The 18360-nt window shown below is 40.0% G+C and carries 8 protein-coding genes; 4 read left to right on the top strand and 4 right to left on the bottom strand.

Annotated elements, in window-relative coordinates:
• Positions 1-86 precede the first annotated feature (86 nt).
• A complete protein-coding gene (locus tag H6F63_RS19715; RefSeq protein WP_190639184.1) occupies positions 87-3350 on the bottom strand; it encodes a non-ribosomal peptide synthetase in 3264 nt (1087 codons plus the stop codon).
• Between the two features lie 110 nt (positions 3351-3460).
• On the opposite strand from H6F63_RS19715, the gene H6F63_RS19710 reads away from it, so the two are divergent.
• Positions 3461-4654 carry an MFS transporter gene (locus H6F63_RS19710; protein WP_190639183.1) on the top strand — a complete coding sequence of 398 codons (1194 nt, stop codon included), beginning with the start codon at positions 3461-3463 and terminating at the stop codon, positions 4652-4654.
• Between the two features lie 140 nt (positions 4655-4794).
• Here the strand turns inward: H6F63_RS19710 and H6F63_RS19705 are convergent, their stop codons facing one another.
• Entirely contained in the window at positions 4795-6285 is a 1491-nt protein-coding gene (locus tag H6F63_RS19705; RefSeq protein ID WP_190639216.1) for a CoA-acylating methylmalonate-semialdehyde dehydrogenase, read from the bottom strand.
• Positions 6286-6393: 108 nt separating this feature from the next.
• Complete coding sequence (locus H6F63_RS19700) at positions 6394-7305, bottom strand: phosphodiester glycosidase family protein (protein ID WP_190639182.1); 912 nt, start codon at positions 7303-7305, stop codon at positions 6394-6396.
• A 245-nt stretch (positions 7306-7550) separates the two neighbouring features.
• Between H6F63_RS19700 and H6F63_RS19695 the strand changes: the two genes are divergently transcribed.
• The gene (locus H6F63_RS19695; RefSeq protein ID WP_190639181.1) at positions 7551-8363 is read left to right on the top strand and encodes a pentapeptide repeat-containing protein; all 813 of its coding nucleotides are present in this window, start codon (positions 7551-7553) and stop codon (positions 8361-8363) included.
• A 310-nt stretch (positions 8364-8673) separates the two neighbouring features.
• On the opposite strand, the gene H6F63_RS19690 is transcribed toward H6F63_RS19695, so the two are convergent.
• The gene (locus H6F63_RS19690) at positions 8674-9057 is read right to left on the bottom strand and encodes a thioesterase domain-containing protein (protein WP_347276815.1); all 384 of its coding nucleotides are present in this window, start codon (positions 9055-9057) and stop codon (positions 8674-8676) included.
• A 591-nt stretch (positions 9058-9648) separates the two neighbouring features.
• Here H6F63_RS19690 and H6F63_RS19685 point away from each other — a divergent pair.
• Together H6F63_RS19685 and H6F63_RS19680 are read left to right on the top strand one after the other, a co-directional pair.
• Positions 9649-10926, top strand: a complete 1278-nt coding sequence (locus H6F63_RS19685) for a class I SAM-dependent methyltransferase (RefSeq protein ID WP_190639180.1) — start codon at positions 9649-9651, stop codon at positions 10924-10926.
• Between the two features lie 73 nt (positions 10927-10999).
• Positions 11000-18214 (top strand): ATP-binding protein, encoded by a 7215-nt coding sequence (locus H6F63_RS19680; RefSeq protein WP_190639179.1) that lies wholly within the window; start codon positions 11000-11002, stop codon positions 18212-18214.
• The last annotated feature ends 146 nt before the right edge of the window (positions 18215-18360 follow it).

The raw sequence follows: 18360 nt of genomic DNA, 5'->3' as shown, positions 1-18360 counted from the left end.
ATGGGCAACTAAAAGCTTATATTCGGATGCTAGATTATTTGCACTTGCTGACCCTAGAATATTTGCAGATGAGATTGTAGAATTACTTAAAATTCAACCTCTTCTCGCTCATTTCCCGTAGAACTCGTGTTATCCAAACCTTTTGCAGCCCAACACATTGTTTCAATGTGCCTAGCTAAACTAGCTACAGTTGGAGATTCAAACAAGTTGCGTACAGACAACTCTATTTGGAAAGCGTCGCGGATGCGGGAAATTAACTGTGTTGCTAGTAGAGAATGACCGCCCAATTCAAAGAAATTGTCCCGAACACCTATCTGCTGTTTCCCCAAAACCTTAGCCCAAATTTCTACTAGCACTTCCTCAACGCGATCGCGTGGTGCGACATAATCTTCTTTCATCTCAAAATTGAGCGTATCTACCGCAGGTAAGGCACGGCGATCCACTTTGCCATTTGGTGTCAGTGGTAGGGATTCTAGTACAACATACGCTGAAGGCACCATGTATTCTGGTAACTTTTCTTTGAGAAATTGCCGCATCATGCTAGTTGGTGTCTGTTGCTGGTCGGGAACAATATAAGCTATCAAGTGTTTATCACCAGGTATTTCTTCTCGGATAATTACTACTGTCTCCCTCACTGCTGGATGCTGATTTAGTATGGCTTCAATTTCTCCCAACTCAATGCGAAAGCCGCGAATTTTTACCTGATTATCAATACGACCTAAAAACTCAATGTTGCAGTCTGGTAAATAACGGGCTAAGTCACCCGTTTTATAAAGCCGCGATTCTGACTTATTATTAAAAGGATTATAAATGAAGCGTTCAGCAGTTATATCAGGGCGGTTAGTATATTCTCGCGCCAGACCATCACCACCAATATATAATTCGCCAACAATGCCAATAGGTACAGGTTGTAAATCGGCATCTAATAGATAAATTTGTGTGTTCGCAATCGGGCGACCGATGGGAATAGATGTGGCTGATTCTGGTACGTCCTGCACACAGTAATAAGAAGAAAATGTTGTACCTTCTGTTGGCCCATATACATGAATTAACTGCTTAGGCGCTCCTTGTTTAAGCACCTTTTTAACCCACCGAGCATCAACAGCCTCACCTCCAAATAGTAAGTAGCGCAAGGAGGAGAAAGCTTGCGGAACATCTCTAGCAATCTGTTGGAATAAGGCTGTAGTCAAAAACAAAACGCTGATGCCTTTCTGCCTCAATTGTAAGGCAAATTCGTGGGGAGAAAGGGTGACATCTCTACTAATTCCCACAAGTTGAGCGCCGTTAAGTAACGCTCCCCAAATCTCGAATGTTGCTGCATCGAAAGAAGTATTTGAAGCTTGGGCAATTTTATCATTAGGTGATAATTTTATATAATTTGTGTTGCATACCAAGCGATTTACAGCTTTATGAGTAACAGCAACTCCCTTCGGTTTACCTGTAGATCCAGAAGTGTAAATTACATAAGCTAAGCTGTCGCTTGTTACGTCGCTGTGCGGATTTTCTTCGCTTTCTTGGGCAATGGTTTGCCAATCCTTATCGAGGTATACAACTGGGTTGGGGAAGTTGCCAAAATTATCAACTAATTTCTCCTGTGTCAGCAATACTGAAACTTGAGAATCATCAAGCATGAAATTTAAGCGATCGCGTGGATAATTAGAATCTAAAGGTACATAAGCTCCCCCTGCTTTCAGGATACCCAGCAACCCCACAATCATGTCTATAGAACGCTCTACACAGATACCAACTAAAACTTCCGAAGCCACCCCCATTTTTTGTAAGTGGTGCGCTAGTTGGTTGCTGCGTATATTTAGCTCTTTGTATGTGAGTTGCGTGTCTTCAAAGATTACTGCTATAGCATCAGGATTCTGCTCTACTTGATTTTCAAACAACTGATATATACATTTACTATGAGGATAATCTGCCGCAGTTTCATTACATTCAATTAATAATTTATGTAGCTCAGCTTGGCTCAATAGCGGCAAATTTGAAATTCGTTCTTCTGGATTATAAATAATGCCTTCCAGCAACATTTTAAAATGTCCCAGCATTCGGGTAATGGTGGCTTCATCAAATAAATCTGTGTTGTACACTACTACACCTCTGATCCCCTCCGAATCCTCCCATTTCCCGCCCCATAAACTTCGGAAATCCTCCGAACACTTCCACAGGTGTAACTCCAAATCAAAGCGGGTTGTTTTAAAGTCAATATCCATAAAACTAGGTATTAAACCAGGCAAGTCTAGCGCCGACATTGGCGCATTCTCGAAACCAAACACTACTTGAAAGAGCGGATGACGATTTAAGTTTCGCTCTGGATGCAGTTCCTCAACTAGCTTTTCAAAAGGCAAATCTTGGTGACTGTATGCGCCTAGCGTTACCTGCCGTACTCTGTTTAAAACTTCTCGAAAAATTGGGTTTCCAGATAAATCGGTGCGTAGCACTAAACTATTGACAAAAAAGCCAATTAATTTTTCGATTTCGCTGCGGTTGCGGTTAGCGATTGGCGAACCCACTGCAATATCTTCTTGATGAGTGTAGCGGTAGAGCAACGTTTGAAATGCTGCCAGTAAAGTCATAAATAAGGTGGCACCTTCTTGCTGGGAAAGCGTCTGGAGAGCATCGCTTAGCTTTTTCGATAACTCTAAAGTTTGGGTTGCTCCGCCATAAGTTGCAAAAGCTGGTTTCGGTCGGTCAACGGGCAAATTTAGCACAGGAATACCGTTTAATTGTTGCCGCCAATAAGCTAACTGGGTTTCTAACACTTCTCCTTGCAACCATTCGCGTTGCCATTCGGCAAAGTCGGGGTACTGAAGAGGTAGTTCTGGCAAGGGTGTAGAGACGTATGTAACGTTTGTAAAAGCTGTGTATAGCGTCCCCAATTCCCGAATTAGTACGCCGATAGACCAATCATCACAAATAATGTGGTGCATATTTAGTAATAAAATATGCTCTGTCTCGGAAAGCTGAAACAGCATTATTCGCAACAATGGGCCAGAGGACAAATCGAAAGGACGCTCGAATTCTGCTGCTAACAACTGCTGTGCTTGGAGTTCGCGATCGCATTCTGGGAACTGTCGCAGGTCTACTACGGACAAAGGTATGCTTAAGTTGGGCGCGATCGCTTGCACGGGTTGCCCGTCTAACACCTTAAATGTTGTGCGTAAAGCTTCGTGGCGACGCACGATTTCGCTAAATGTCTGCTCTAAGGCTGCTAAATTCAGTGAACCTGTTAAACGTATTACTGTCGGTACATTATAGATGGCATTGCCAGATATTAACTGGTCAAGGAACCACAACCGCTGTTGGGCAAAAGATGTAGGAAAGACGAAGACTTCTTGTTCAGACATATCGATTTTTTCTGGTAAGTAGGACAAGCGGGAGACCCTATCGCAGGGAGATGCCTGCGCTACAAATGAAAAACATTTTACAACTCGTTTAGGACTACTATATAACTCTTATGAATCAAAAATTTGGGATTACTGCTTTAATTGCTTTTATTAATTCCCTCAGTTTAACAATTTTACTCCCGATAATTTATCTTTATGGCAAACAATTTGGACTAAACGATTTTCAAACTAGCTTCTTATTCTCGATTTACTCTTTAGCGCAATTTTTTGCCACTCCTGTAATTGGTAAACTTTCCGATCGCTTTGGACGAAAGCCGTTACTAATTATCAGTTTAGCGGGGACAGTAATCGCCAATTTTATCGCGGGAAACGCTACAACAGCAATCGTTCTATTTTTAGCTCGATTTCTGGATGGAATTACTGGGGGTAATAATTCAGTAGCCCAGGCGATTATTTCTGATATAACTACCCCAGAAAATCGCGCTAAAGGTTTTGGAATTTTGGGGGCAGCTTTTGGTTTAGGTTTTATATTGGGGCCAGCGATTAGTTTACTAGCGCAGGAAATTTCTTTAGGAGCTTCTTTTTTTTTTTCGAGCGCGATCGCGTTGGCGGCTTTGTTAATTACTATCTTTTTTCTACCTGAAACCATCCAAACTAAGGCTGAGCGAGGACACAACATTTTTGACTTAGGCTTAGGAAATTTAATTAAAGGTCTTGCTACTCCCAAAATCGGGATTCTTTTAATTATCAATTTCTTTATTGGCACCACTTTCACAATTTTTACCTATGCTTTTCAACCCTACTTCATTAATGTACTGGGTCAAAACAGTAAGTCTTTGACGCTGATGTTTCTACTGTTTGGGGTACTGAGTGTCATTATGCAAACATTGGGGATATCGATTTTAACTAGAAGATTTGAGCTAGTTAATATCTTATTTTTAGCTTTATTTGTTCGCAGTTTATCGTTTAGTTTAATGCCAATCATGCCAAACATTATTTATTTTGTGTCAATAACTATACTTTTTTCGATTCTCAATTCTTTAGTTCAGCCGATAATTAATACTTTGATTTCCTTAAATTCTAAGCCAGAGGAGCAAGGAACGGCAATGGGTCTTAATTCCTCTTATTTAAGCATTTCCAACGCCTTTGGCCCTGTAATTGCTGGAATGGTGATTAATCAATCTAATCCAACTACCTATGGTTATCCATTATATTTAGCTGGAACGCTAACATTTTTTGTATTTTTATTAGCAGTATTTACTCGCAAAAGATACGCGCCCAGAGTGAAGCCATCAACAGTGTAGCAATTCAAGGTTGGGTGCTATACATCTGTAGGGACATGGCATTGCCATGTCCCTAGCAACAACGTCAGAACTGCGATATATTCCACCCAACTGAGAAACGCTATAGATTAACTGGAAACTTTACAAATGAGCGCTGAAATTTAAAACTGGCGTGACCAATCTTTAGGCCAGCGTTCAACAACAACTTTAGTTTGCGTGAAAAATTCTACGGCGTGTCTACCTTGACCGTGTAAGTCACCGTAGAAGCTATCTTTCCAACCACTAAAAGGAAAGAATGCCATCGGTGCTGCTACACCAATATTAATGCCAATATTACCTGCTTCAGCTTCATAACGAAACTTCCGCGCTGCTGCACCACTGTTGGTAAATAAACAAGCCATATTTCCCCATTGACCACTGTTAACCAATGCGATCGCATCCTCAATTGTATCCAAGTGCATCAACCCTAATACTGGACCAAAAACTTCTGTACGCGCTAGTTCACTATTCGGGTTGACATTTTGCAGAATCGTTGGCCGAATAAAATTACCCTGTTCATAACCAGAAATTTTCGGGTTGCGTCCGTCTACTAATACAGTCGCACCTTCATTTGCTCCCTGTTGAATTAACCCTTCAATTCGGTCGCGACTTTGAGAGGTAATTACTGGCCCCATTTGCACTTTTTCATCCAAACCATAGCCTACCATTCTGGTTTGTGCAGAGTTAGCGATCGCTTCTGTAAAAGTGTGACGCGCTTCTCCCACCGTCACTGCTAAAGAAGCTGCTAAACAACGTTGTCCCGCACACCCAAAGGCACTATCTGCGGTGATGCGGGTAGTCATTTCCATGTCTGCATCTGGCAAAACAATAATCGGATTTTTCGCCCCTCCCTGACATTGCACCCGCTTACCAAATGCAGCAGCACGACTGTAAACATACTGTGCTACTGGTGAGGAACCAACAAAGCTGATGGCGCGAATAGTTCGATGTTCCAAAATTGCATCCACGGCTTCTTTTGCACCATTTACCAGGTTAATTACACCTTTCGGTAAACCTGTCTTTTCTAACAATTCAAACACCTTTTGCATCGTTAACGGCACCCTTTCTGAGGGTTTGACAATGCAAGTATTGCCGCAAGCGATCGCGTAAGGCAGAAACCAAAAAGGAATCATCCCCGGAAAATTAAAAGGTGCAATTATCGCTACAACTCCCACAGGTTGACGAATCATTATTTCATCAATTCCACGGGCAATATCTTCCAAATTGTAACCCTGGATTAGCATGGGAATTCCACAGGCAACTTCTACATTTTCTATCGCCCGTTGCATTTCCCCGCGTGACTCTGCTAAGGTTTTCCCGCATTCCAAAGTAATTGTCCGGGCTAACTCGTCAAGGTGTTCTTCTAATAAGAATTTGAGTTTGAATAAGTATTGCACTCTTTCGGTGGGTGGAGTGCGCCGCCAACTATGATAAGCCGTTGCTGCTGCTGTTGCTGCTGCGTTTACATCACTCTGGGGCGACAAAGGAACCTTCGTCAGCACTTCGGCGGTAGCAGGGTTCACCACATTCAAAAATTCGGTGGCGTGGGAAGCACACCACTCCCCATTAATATAGTTGGGTAAGGGATTGGGTGCGATCGCGGCGGATTCCATAGAAATTTTAGTAAGCGACACTATAAAAACTAATTCTAATTTTCCCCTTTAAAGGACGCGATCGCTTAGATTAAGCATATATATCTCATTGCATCACTGCACTACCCTCTACCTCTGCAAGGGTAAAGCATAAAATCCTAAGTGATTAGCAATAGGACGCTCGCGCATAGGTAGTTTAGTATGAATCGGAGCATTTAATAAACTTGCTCCCGAAGGAGTTGCCATCACCAGAGTTGTTGAACCGCCACCATCAAGGTTAAGTGCAGCATATGCCCCTAACTCCATAACAATCTTTGTCAGTTCAGCTATTGTCACCCCTTCGCTATAAAGCGGCTGCTTGCCATCTACAGCAATTAGCCAGAGTTTGTCACCTTTTTTATTCGTAGCCACTACAACACGCGGGTATGGCTTATTATTATTGCCATTAAAATTTTTGCTTACACGATTACCCCCTGCAACCAGAACCTCATTCCCCCCAACCGCAGCAAACGTATCTTTAGGGCAAGATCCACTGTCAAAAATTTGGGACATATTGCTTGACAAAAAGCACACCACAGGCCATTTTGACTCAAATTTAGAATAAATACGTCCATTTGCGATCGCTTGTCCCACTACGTTAACGCGATCTCCACTGTGGGGATAATAATCCCAAGGAGTTTGTTCGCGAAAAAGATAGAAGAAGCTACCATTGATCGCCAATTGCAGTTTAAATTCATTGAGAAATTCTGATGTAGTCCGCGCATTAATTTCTGTATCATCTGGTGTTAGCATTCCCGGAGTAACTAACACTTTGACTCCTGGTGTTGTCAAGTCAACAGTGACAATATGGATCATCAGCGGCCTTGGTGTTGAACGGACATCGCGCCTGTAAAATATACCTTGAAACAATGCTTGCCCTTTATTCATCTGGGGCGGGCGTAAAAAATGCAGCCTACCGTAGAGTATCAATGGTAATATCAATAACCCAGTTCCAGCAAATAGCAAAAATCGATTTAGATAAATCTGGCGTTGAGCAGGCATCCCTTTATCCAGAAACGATAATAAAAACCTTATTATAGCAAGCTAATTAGTTTTCACTCTTAAAAATTGTGCTTAAAAATCATTAATATACCAATTTTTAAGTAAACAAAGTTTTCCTTTTTACTCTTCCTTCCCGCCCTTTGCGCCTTCGGGGTTCATAAGCCTTTCTAAATATAAATAGTATTAATATATAATCTTATATTGAAGAATTCCATATTTATTCCAAACGTTTTTATATACTGAGTATGACCAATCAAAACCCTGCTAATACCAATAAAAATTTACAAAACCGCTCTTTCAAAGGACAAAATCTCTACAATGCAGACTTCAGCGGTTGCGATATTCGCGGTTGTGATTTTAGCAATGCTCTATTACAGGGAGCCAATTTTGAGCGAGTTATAGCTGGTCAATCTCCTAAAAAATTAATCATTTTAATTATATTTGCAGTAGTAGTAGCGACCTGTGTGACGGATGCGATCGCTCGAATGATATTTGGCGTTCTCGGCCGGACTGCACAAGAACCTGGTTGGGCTTATATATTAGCTTTATATACTAGCTTAGGTATTCCTACCGCTGCTTCAGGAACGAGAGCGATCGCAGGACGCATCGCAACGACAATCTCAGCAACAGCGTCAGGAGCTTTGCTGGGTTTCTTCTATGCCGGAACTACCACAGGCAATAATCCGCAAATAGCGATTTTCGGTGCAGTGATAGGAGGCGTAGCGATGGCTTATGCTAGTTTCAAAATTAGAAGTTCATTAGTAGCGATCGCGGTTACAATTGCCGAAGCAGTTGCAGGATATGGGTTTGCATTCTTAGTTGGAACAAATGCGATCGCGTTTTTAAGTACACATAATCCTATTTTGGGAGTCATTTGGAGCCTTCTATCACTAATTTCGATTTTGTTAGTAATGAATTCCCTAACTTTAGCTATTAAAAAAATTAAAAGTGCTTCAGAGACATCTTTCAGAGGTGCTGACTTAACAAATGCTAAATTTGATGGTGCCAGACTTTTAAACACAGATTTTTCTGGTGCAATAGGTTATCCAAATAACTAGGTACACATAATTAATTCATTCATAAAGAAAAATTTTAGGTTGGGTTGAGGTAACGAAACCCAACGCTAATATTAATTTTTTTGGTTTCTAAACCCGCCTTGCGGGTTCAAAAGTCCGCATAGGCGGACTTTGTTTGTGTAGCCGCGATTTCTAATCGCCAGGTATATTTGCTATTTTACACAAACCCTAGTACCCTAAGTTGGTCTATTTTTTTAGAAAGCATTTCTAGAAGCGGTTGCTGACTACTGTTAATAAAAAAGTGGTCGCCGGGAAGCATTTCTAGGGAAAATAAAGAACTTGTTTGCACACTTCAGCTTTCAATCATTTCTGGTGTCTCTCCTGAATCTTCTATTCCACCAAAGGCAGAGATAGAACAATCAAGGGGAGGTTCAGTTAGGTAAGTATATGTTCCACAGATTGAAAAATCTGCTCGCAAGATGGGCATTAACAGTTGCATCAATTCATAATGTTCTAGCACCTGTTTGGGTGTACCATTCAATTGACGTAGCTCTGACAAAAATTCAGGCTCTGGTAGCGTATGAATTAAAGGATTTCGATCGGGTATCTGAGGCGCACGGCGACCCGAAATGAAGAGATGATTTGGGGTTGGTGCTTGCTGGGCGCGGAGTTTACGAGCCAGTTCAAACCCGATCAGCGCACCCATACTGTGACCGAAAAAAGCGAAGGTGCTGATTTTCTACCTGCGTTGATTTCTTTGAACTTCTCAAACGCAATTGAGTAAGGCTTCAAAGAATCGAAGTAGACGCTTTTGTGCTGGGGTTGAGGTTTACTAGCTGATTGACTGACAAATCTCGGATGTGTAGGCTGGGGTGCGTGGCGTTTAAGTTTACAAAACCCAGCACTGGTGCAGTTCGTTGGCTTTCGCTTACGCTCTACCCAACCTATTTTAGAAAAATATTTGCAAATGAATTTGTTAAATGCTTGGTGGCAGTGACTTTCAGCGTTTGAGGCTCTAAACATCCCTTCGGGTAGGCTAAAGCGTGCTAGGAAAATTTTCGATTTGTATCACCTGCGCCAGAATCTCTAAAAAGTTGGGGTTATGAAAACGGTTAAAGCAAGCTGAACAGCGGACACCACGTTATGCGATCGCTTTGACAAGCTCACTTAACCAATAACACCTTGCTCTCGTAACCTGGATCTGGAAGACACAGGGTATCCGCGCCCGATAAATTATATACAAGTGTGCATTGTAAGTAATACCATTCCTAAATCATGGCTATAATCGCTCAATAGCTGCAATATAATTACGAATTACTCAATATCAATGCCTTACCCTACTCTTCCTTCCAGTATCCGCGAAATCTTGCTTGAAGTGTTGTCTACACTACCTCTGCAATTGTGCATTGATTGCTGGGGTACAGAGCAACTATCATCCACAAGCACTAATAACCATCTTTCTAAATTCACATTGCAGATTCATCATCCCGGAGTAATCAGGATTCTCATTCTCACTCAAGATATTTTGGTGTTAGGTGAAGCCTATCTTCAGGGCTTTGTGGACTTTTCAGGTGACATCAACGACCTACTACGATTAGGGAATATTTCCTACTCCCACATCAAACGCAGCAAATTAATCAAGTCTTGGACTGAAGCCCTGACTTTACCCCAGTTATCTGTATCGCTTCAAGAAAATTCACCTTGGCAAAAACTTAAATTTGGCACTAAGGAACGTGACCAAGCAGTTATTCAACATCACTATGATGTTGGCAATGATTTTTACCGCCTTTGGCTCGATCCTTTGCTTATTTACTCATGTGCTTATTTTGAAAGCGAACAGATGAGCCTCAAAGAAGCTCAGGAAGCTAAACTTGATAGAATTTGTCGTAAGCTGCGGCTGAAATCAGGAGAGTATTTACTAGACATTGGCTGTGGCTGGGGTGCTTTGCTACGCTGGGCTATAAGCCATTACGGAGTGAAAGGTTATGGCATTACTTTGAGCAAAGAACAACTGGACTTTAATCAGAAAATAATTCAAAAAGAAGGTTTAGGCGAACAGATGCAAGTTGAGCTTTTAGACTATCGAGACTTACCCAAGCAGCCAACTTTCGACAAAATTGTTTCTATTGGTATGGTTGAACACGTAGGAGTTAATAACTATCCAATATATTTTCAGAATACTTTATCTGCTTTGAAGCCTGGAGGTTTGTTTCTCAACCACGGCATGACTGCGATGGAACAATCGGACGGTTCTAGTCTTAACGATCGTTTTATTGCGCGTTACATTTTTCCGGATGGAAAATTGTCCAATCTGTCTACCAATTTAGGTGCCGCAGAGGAGACGGGATGGGAAATCGTCGATGTTGAAACTTGGCGATCGCACTACGGCAAAACTTTCAGATGTTGGGCTGCTAACCTAGAGGTAGCGATGGAGCAAGCGATCGCTTTAATCGGAGAACCGAAAGCGCGATTATGGCGGCTTTATCTGACTGGTTTTGCCCAATCCTTTGAACAGAACTATCTGGCAGTCTATCAAATGTTACTGCGACGGCAGGCTGATAAAGAATGGAATCTGCCTCTTACTCGTAAGGATTGGTTATGTTGAGTGCTTTGATAAAGCTACGGGGTTGCATCTAACCTAAATATTGATTAATTTAAGTTTCTATAAATTTAAGATTATGCTTACCATTCCTGGCTACAAAGATTTAATCAAAATTCACGAAAGTTTAAAAACAGTTGTATACCGGGGATATAGCGATCACGATCGACAACCGATTATCGCTAAATTTCTTCGGAAAGAGTATCCCGATTTAACGGATGTTGCCAAATTCACACATCAATATGAAATCACAAAAAATCTGAATTTACCAGGAATAGTTAAACCAATAAAATTACAAAAGCACAAAAATTTTTTGGTTTTAATATTTCAAGATTTTGGCGGAGAAAGCCTAAAAGATAATATTACATCTCAGAGGATAGAATTACTGGATTTCCTGCAAATAGCTATTCAACTCTCAGAAACGATTGGCCAAATCCATAAACATAAAATTATCCACAAAGATATTAAACCTCAAAATATTATCATTAACCCTGAAACTGGTCTAGTAAAAATTACTGACTTTAGCATTTCATCCCTATTGTCTGTCGAGAACCAAACAATTAGTAATCCCAATTTGCTCGAAGGCACTCTTGCCTATATGTCACCAGAGCAAACTGGGAGAATGAATCGCTCAATTGATTACCGCACAGACTTTTATTCTTTAGGTGTCACCTTTTATGAAATGCTGACGGGTCAGTTACCTTTCCAATCTAGCGACCCGATGGAATTGATCCACTGCCACATTGCTAAACAACCAGAAATACCCCATGCTCTGAATCAAGACATTCCGCAAGCACTATCAGCGCTGGTAATGAAGCTATTATCTAAAACTGCTGAAGACCGCTATCAAAGTGCTTTTGGAATCAAAGCTGACCTGGAATGTTGTCTAAATCAGCTAAATAATAGTGGAAGAATTGAAAATTTTTCACTAAGTAAATATGATATTTCAGATAAATTTCAAGTTTCCCAAAAACTCTACGGACGGGAAGCTGAAATTGCGGTGCTAATGAATGCTTTTGAAAGAGTTAGTTTAGGCACAACTGAAATTGTGCTAGTTTCCGGTTTTTCTGGTATTGGTAAATCCGCTTTGGTGAATGAAATTCATAAACCAATCGTGCGACAAAGAGGTTACTTTATTAGTGGCAAATTTGACCAGTTTAAGCGAAACGTTCCTTATGATTCTTTAATTCAAGCTTTCCAGAAATTAATGAGGCAGCTCTTAACAGAAACTGAGGAACAGATATTTGTCTGGAAAAGGAAACTTTTAACAGCTCTCAGCTCCAACGGACAGGTAATCATTGAAGTCATTCCCGAAGTGGAACTTATTATTGGCAAACAGCCTCCTGTTCCCGAACTAGAACCCGCAGAATCACGGAATCGATTTAACTTAGTTTTTCAAAAATTTATTAGTGTCTTTACCACTAAAGAACATCCGCTAGTTCTATTTCTGGATGATTTACAATGGACTGATTCTGCTTCTTTGAAATTGCTTCAGCTACTGATGACTACTCCGAATAGCCAATATCTATTAATGATTGGTGCTTATCGAGATAATGAAGTCAATGCAACTCATCCTTTGATGCTGGCTTTGAATGAAATCAAGGCTTACGGAACTGTTATAAATAATATTGCCCTTGAACCTTTAATTATAAAATATGTCAATCAATTAGTTGCTGATACTCTTCATTGCCCAATAGAAAAAACACCACTTTTAGCAGAATTAATATTTCATAAAACTCACGGTAATCCCTTTTTCTTAACCCAGTTTTTAAAGTCGCTCTATGAAGAAAACTTAGTAACTTTTAGCTCAGAGAGTAGTTGTTGGCAGTGGAATCTAGAGCAGATTCAGACAATGCAGATCACAGATAATGTGGTCGAATTAATGGTTAAGAAAATTCAAAAACTTGACCCGAATACACAAAATGTGATGAAGCTGGCAGCTTGTATCGGTAATGAGTTTAATTTAAAAATACTTTCTATTGTCAATGAAAAGCCACAGATAGAAACCTCCGATACTCTCGAAGAAGCGGTAAAAGAAGGACTAATTTTACCAATAGGTGATGCTTATAAATATATTCAATCTTATGTAGATGATGCTGATGGTACTAATACTAATCAGGAGATAGTAGTTTCCTACAGATTTTTACACGATCGTGTACAGCAAGCCGTTTATTCTTTAATACCAGAAGCAGATAAACAACAGGTTCATCTCAAAGTTGGACAGTTGATTATTATAAATGCTAGTGCTTCAGAGTTAGACGACAAAATTTTTGATATTGTTAATCAATTAAATCTGGGTAAGAACTTAATTGCTTCTCAAGAAGAAAAATATTTTTTAGCTAAATTAAATCTCACTGCTGGTACTAAAGCAAAATTATCTAGTGCATTTGAACCAGCTTTGAAATACATTACTGCTGGTATGGAGCTGCTAGTAGAACATAGCTGGGAAACCCAATATGAGCTGGCTCTATCTCTCCACATGGAGCGTGCCGACTGTGAATATCTGAATGGAAATATTGAAGATTCTGAGAAGTTTTTTGAAGTAATTCTAAATAAAGCAACGTCAAAAATAGAAAAAGCTAACGTATATATTAGTAAAGTTATTATTAAAACTGCGCTGGTAAAGCCGCAAGAAGCTGTTAAAATTAGCAAAGAAGGTTTGAGACTATTTGGCATTGACATTCCCGATGATGAAACAGAATTAAAAAGTTTAATAGATCGGGAAAACCAAATTTTAAAACTAAATATTGAAAACAAAAAAATTACAGAATTAATTAACGCCCCGGAGATGACTGAACCAGAGCAAATCATTTTAACAAAATTGCTCACAAACACGATTATGCCTGCTCGTTTTGTAAATAAAGATTTAGCGTATGCAGTAATCTTAAAAACCGTAAATATATCTTTAACCTATGGCAATTCAAATGTAACATCTTTTGCCTATATGTCTTATGGATTAGCACTGGCAGGGATTGATGAATTTGAAACTGCTTATGAATTTGGCTCTCTAGCTTTAAAGCTTAACGATAAGTTTAATAACTTAGCTTTGAAGCCACGGCTTTATTCAGTATTTAGTAACTATATTAATCATTGGAAAAATCATTTAAAAACTGATTATAAATATCTGAAGTATGGGTTTGAGACTGCAATTGAAGTAGGCGATTTTCAATGGGCTACTTATCTGGTTTTTTACTTAGTAGTAAAGCTTTTCATGAAAGGAGACGCTTTAGATAGTTTATATCAAGAATATCAAAAATATAATGAATTCTTAAAGCAGAAATCTGGAGCTTTTTATGATTTTTTGAAGTTGACACAAGAAATTATATGTATATTACAGGGTGAGACGATAGAGGATGAGAGTTTTGAACGCGAGAAGCATATAAACGAAATAAAAAAGCTTGCCGGAATTCAGATTACTTATTGTATTTTTGAGTCCCAGAGACTTTATCTATCTGAAAATTATGCCGATGCCGTGGTAATGGCAAGAGAAGCTGAAAAATTGGTGCCAACTGTATTTGCATCAATTTTAGTGCCAGAACATTATTTTTACTACACTTTAATTCAAGCAAATCTCTATCCGGCTTTGTCGGATACGGAGAAAGAGCCAGCAATGGAAAATATGTTGGCTAATACAGAAACGATGAGAAAGTGGGCTGAGTCGTGTCCGCAAAATTTTCTTCATAAATACTTACTGATGTCAGCTGAGTTGGCTCGAATTACTGACAAACCTCAAGAGGCTATGAATTTATATGAAAGGGCAATCAAATCAGCACAAGAAAATGACTACATTCAAAATGAAGCTATTGCTAATGAATTAGCGGCGAAGTTCTATTTGGCGAAAGGATTTGATTTGATTGCCAAAGCCTACTTTACAGAAACACGTTATGGATATCTAAAATGGGGCGCGAGCGCTAAAGCAAAAGCTTTAGAAGAAAAATATTCCCAGTTCTATTCTGCCACTTCTATAACAAACACCAAAGAAGCTAAAACTAGCAGTGTAGCCTCTACTAGCGGGGAAGCGGGAGCGTTAGATTTAACAACGATTGTTAAAGCTTCTCAAGCCTTGGCTGGTGAGATTGTTCTGAGCAAGTTGCTAGAAAAATTAATGAAAATTGTCATAGAAAATGCAGGAGCGCAGAAAGGCTTTCTCATTTTAGAAGAATCTGGCAATTTAGTTATTGCTGCTGAAGGAGCAGTTGATCAAAGTGAGATAAGTGTTCTGCAATATACTCCCATACAATCTAGCCAAAAAGTTTCAACCGCGATTGCTAATTATGTCAAGAGAACCAAAGAAAATTTGGTTTTAAACGATGCCGTTAACGAAGGTTTATTTAAGTCAGATATTTATGTATTACAACATCAACCTAAATCTATATTATGTACTCCGATTATTAAACAAACGCAACTGCTCGGTCTGCTTTATCTAGAAAACAATTTAACGACAAATGCCTTCACTCCAAAAAGGCTGGAAGTTTTAGAAATTTTGTCTTCTCAAATCGCGATTTCTCTGGAAAATGCTAAATTATATGATGAGATGACTGCATTAAATGCGGATCTCAAGCAAGAAATCAGCGAACGCAAGCAAGCAGAAGCGCAGTTAAGCGATAGCGAAGAACGGTTTCGGATTATTGCCGAAACAACTCCAATCCCGTTAATCATCACCCGCATAACCGATGGTTTAGTTCTTTATGCAAACGATGTTTGTAGTTCCAGTTTGGGTGTATCAACTAAAGAGTTAATTGGTCGCAAGGCTCCCGACTTTCAATACTACCCCACCGAGCGACAAAAAATTGTAAAAATACTTGCTCAGAATGGCTACGTTCACAACTACGAATTACTGGCAAAGAAGCTAGACGGAACGCTGTTTTGGATTAATCTATCTATTCAGCCAATTACATTTAATGGCGAACGAGCGATGCTCAGTGCGTTCTTTGACATTAACGATCGCAAGCGGATGGAAGAGCTTAAAGACGAATTTTTAGCTAACACTTCTCATGAACTCCGCACCCCACTTAATGGCATTATTGGTATTGCCGAGTCTTTGATTGATGGTGCAACTGGAAAACTACCTGAAAAAACCATTTCCAATCTAGCAATGGTGGTATCGAGTGGGAGAAGATTGTCTAATTTAGTCAACGACATCCTCGATTTTGCCAAACTGAAACACGGGAATTTAGCGCTGCAAATCAAGCCAGTAGCAATGCACGCGATCGCTAACGTCGTGCTAAGCCTCAGCCAACCTCTCATCGGCACAAAACCTTTGCAACTGCGAAACTCAATCGATTCCTTAACTCCCCCCGTTGATGCTGATGAAGATCGCTTGCAACAGATACTCTCCAACTTGGTTGGAAATGCGATTAAATTTACAGATACTGGTGTAGTCGAAGTGTCGGCTAAGTTAATAGAATCTAGCATAGAAAGTGAAGAGTTAAATCTAAACTTTTCAGCTCAAAAATCTCTTACCCCTTGCTTAGAGATTTCAGTGTCTGATACTGGCATTGGTATCCCCGCAGATTCATTAGACAGAATTTTTGAATCTTTTGAACAAGCTGATGGCACAACCGCCAGAGTTTACGGAGGAACTGGCCTTGGTCTTGCCATCACTAAACAACTGGTAGAATTGCACGGCAGTAAAATTTGCGTTGAGTCCACCGTTGGTAAAGGCTCCCGCTTTAGCTTTACTCTGCCACTTTCACGAAATGTAGAGATACCAACAACATCCTTACATAAAACTCCCTCCCTCACAAAATTTAAAGAGTTACCGGAAATCTCCAATTCAAAACTTAATATTCAAGACAATACCCCCCAGCAAGATTTAACAGAAATCAAGGCTAATGAAGGCAACTTTAAAATATTAATAGTAGATGATGAGCCAATCAATATACAAGTTTTAGTTAACTACCTTTCCGAGCAAAACTACACAATTAGCCAAGCCTCAAACGGCATTGAAGCATTATCAATAATTGAGAACGGCTTAAGGCCCGACATGATATTACTAGATGTAATGATGCCGCGAATGACAGGCTATGAAGTTTGTCAAAAAATCCGCGAACAGTTTTCACCATCAGAACTGCCTATATTAATGTTGACCGCTAAAAATCAAGTATCAGATTTAGTAGAAGGATTCAACTCAGGGGCTAATGATTATTTAACTAAACCTATTTCAAAAAATGAACTATTGGCGCGAATTAACATTCATCTTCAACTGGCTAATTTGGAGGCACTGCAACAATCTGAAGAGAGAGAACGGGAGAAAGCGGAACAGTTGGAACTTACGTTACGGGAATTACAACGCACTCAATCTCAACTGATTCAAGCAGAAAAAATGTCTGCTCTTGGGCAACTGGTAGCAGGAGTAGCTCACGAAATTAACAATCCTGTAAACTTCATTTACGGAAATCTCAGCCATGCAAATAGCTATGCTCAAGACTTGCTCAAACTCTTGGGATTGTATCAGCAACATTATCCCAATCCCGTGCCTGAAATTGTTTCCGAGGTGGAGGAGATTGAGCTGGAATATCTGAAAGAAGATTTGCCAAAAATTATCAACTCGATGGAGATGGGAGCCGAGCGCATTAATCAGATTGTGCTATCTTTGCGAAATTTCTCCAGGCTAGATCAAGCCGAAATGAAGGCAGTTGATATTCATTCTGGGATTGATAGTAGTTTGGTTATTTTGCAAAGTCGCCTGAAAGAAAAACCCGGACAGCCTGAGATTCAAATTATCAAAGAGTATGGTGATTTGCCCCTTGTGTATTGCTACGCTGGACAATTAAACCAGGTATTTATGAATCTGCTTACTAATGCGATTGATGCTTTGGAAATGGTGGGTGAGGACTGGAAAATGAGCAATGGGGAATTTCCAATCCAAAATCAGGCGATGTTTTGGGAAAAACCGGAGGTTGGAGGAAGAACCAGTCATCCCCCAAATCCCTCATCAATCTCCCCTAAAATTGCTTCAAAATCAGGTGATGTTTTGGGAAGAATTAATTTCCCCCAAAATCGAGCCGAAATTCAAAATCGGGAGATTCGGATTTGTACCGAAGTTTTAGAAGGCGACCAAATAGCGATCCGTATTGCCGACAATGGGTTAGGAATTCCGCCGGAAGTACAGCAGCGAATATTTGACCCCTTCTTTACGACTAAACCTGTAGGGAAAGGTACAGGACTAGGCTTGTCTATCAGTTATCAAATTGTGGTGGACAAGCATGGCGGTCAAATAGAGTGTCTGTCCACACCAGGGAGAGGAACAGAGTTTATCATTATCGTTCCTATTCGACAAAACTGCCTTTAATAAAATGAATTCCTCACATTGGGGTAGGGGTTGAAAACTACTAATTTGTTTCTTCTTTTTGAATGCTTGTACTGCCAGCAATGCTAATACAGCAAGACTAGCGATCGCTTGTTTAGTCAGTTCAATTTTATCTTGCTTAAAGAAGC

It is taken from the genome of Trichocoleus sp. FACHB-40 (assembly GCF_014695915.1).
In the GTDB taxonomy this organism is placed as follows: Bacteria; Cyanobacteriota; Cyanobacteriia; order Cyanobacteriales; family FACHB-T130; genus Funiculus; species Funiculus sociatus.
This window is presented reverse-complemented; position numbering and strand designations above follow the sequence as displayed.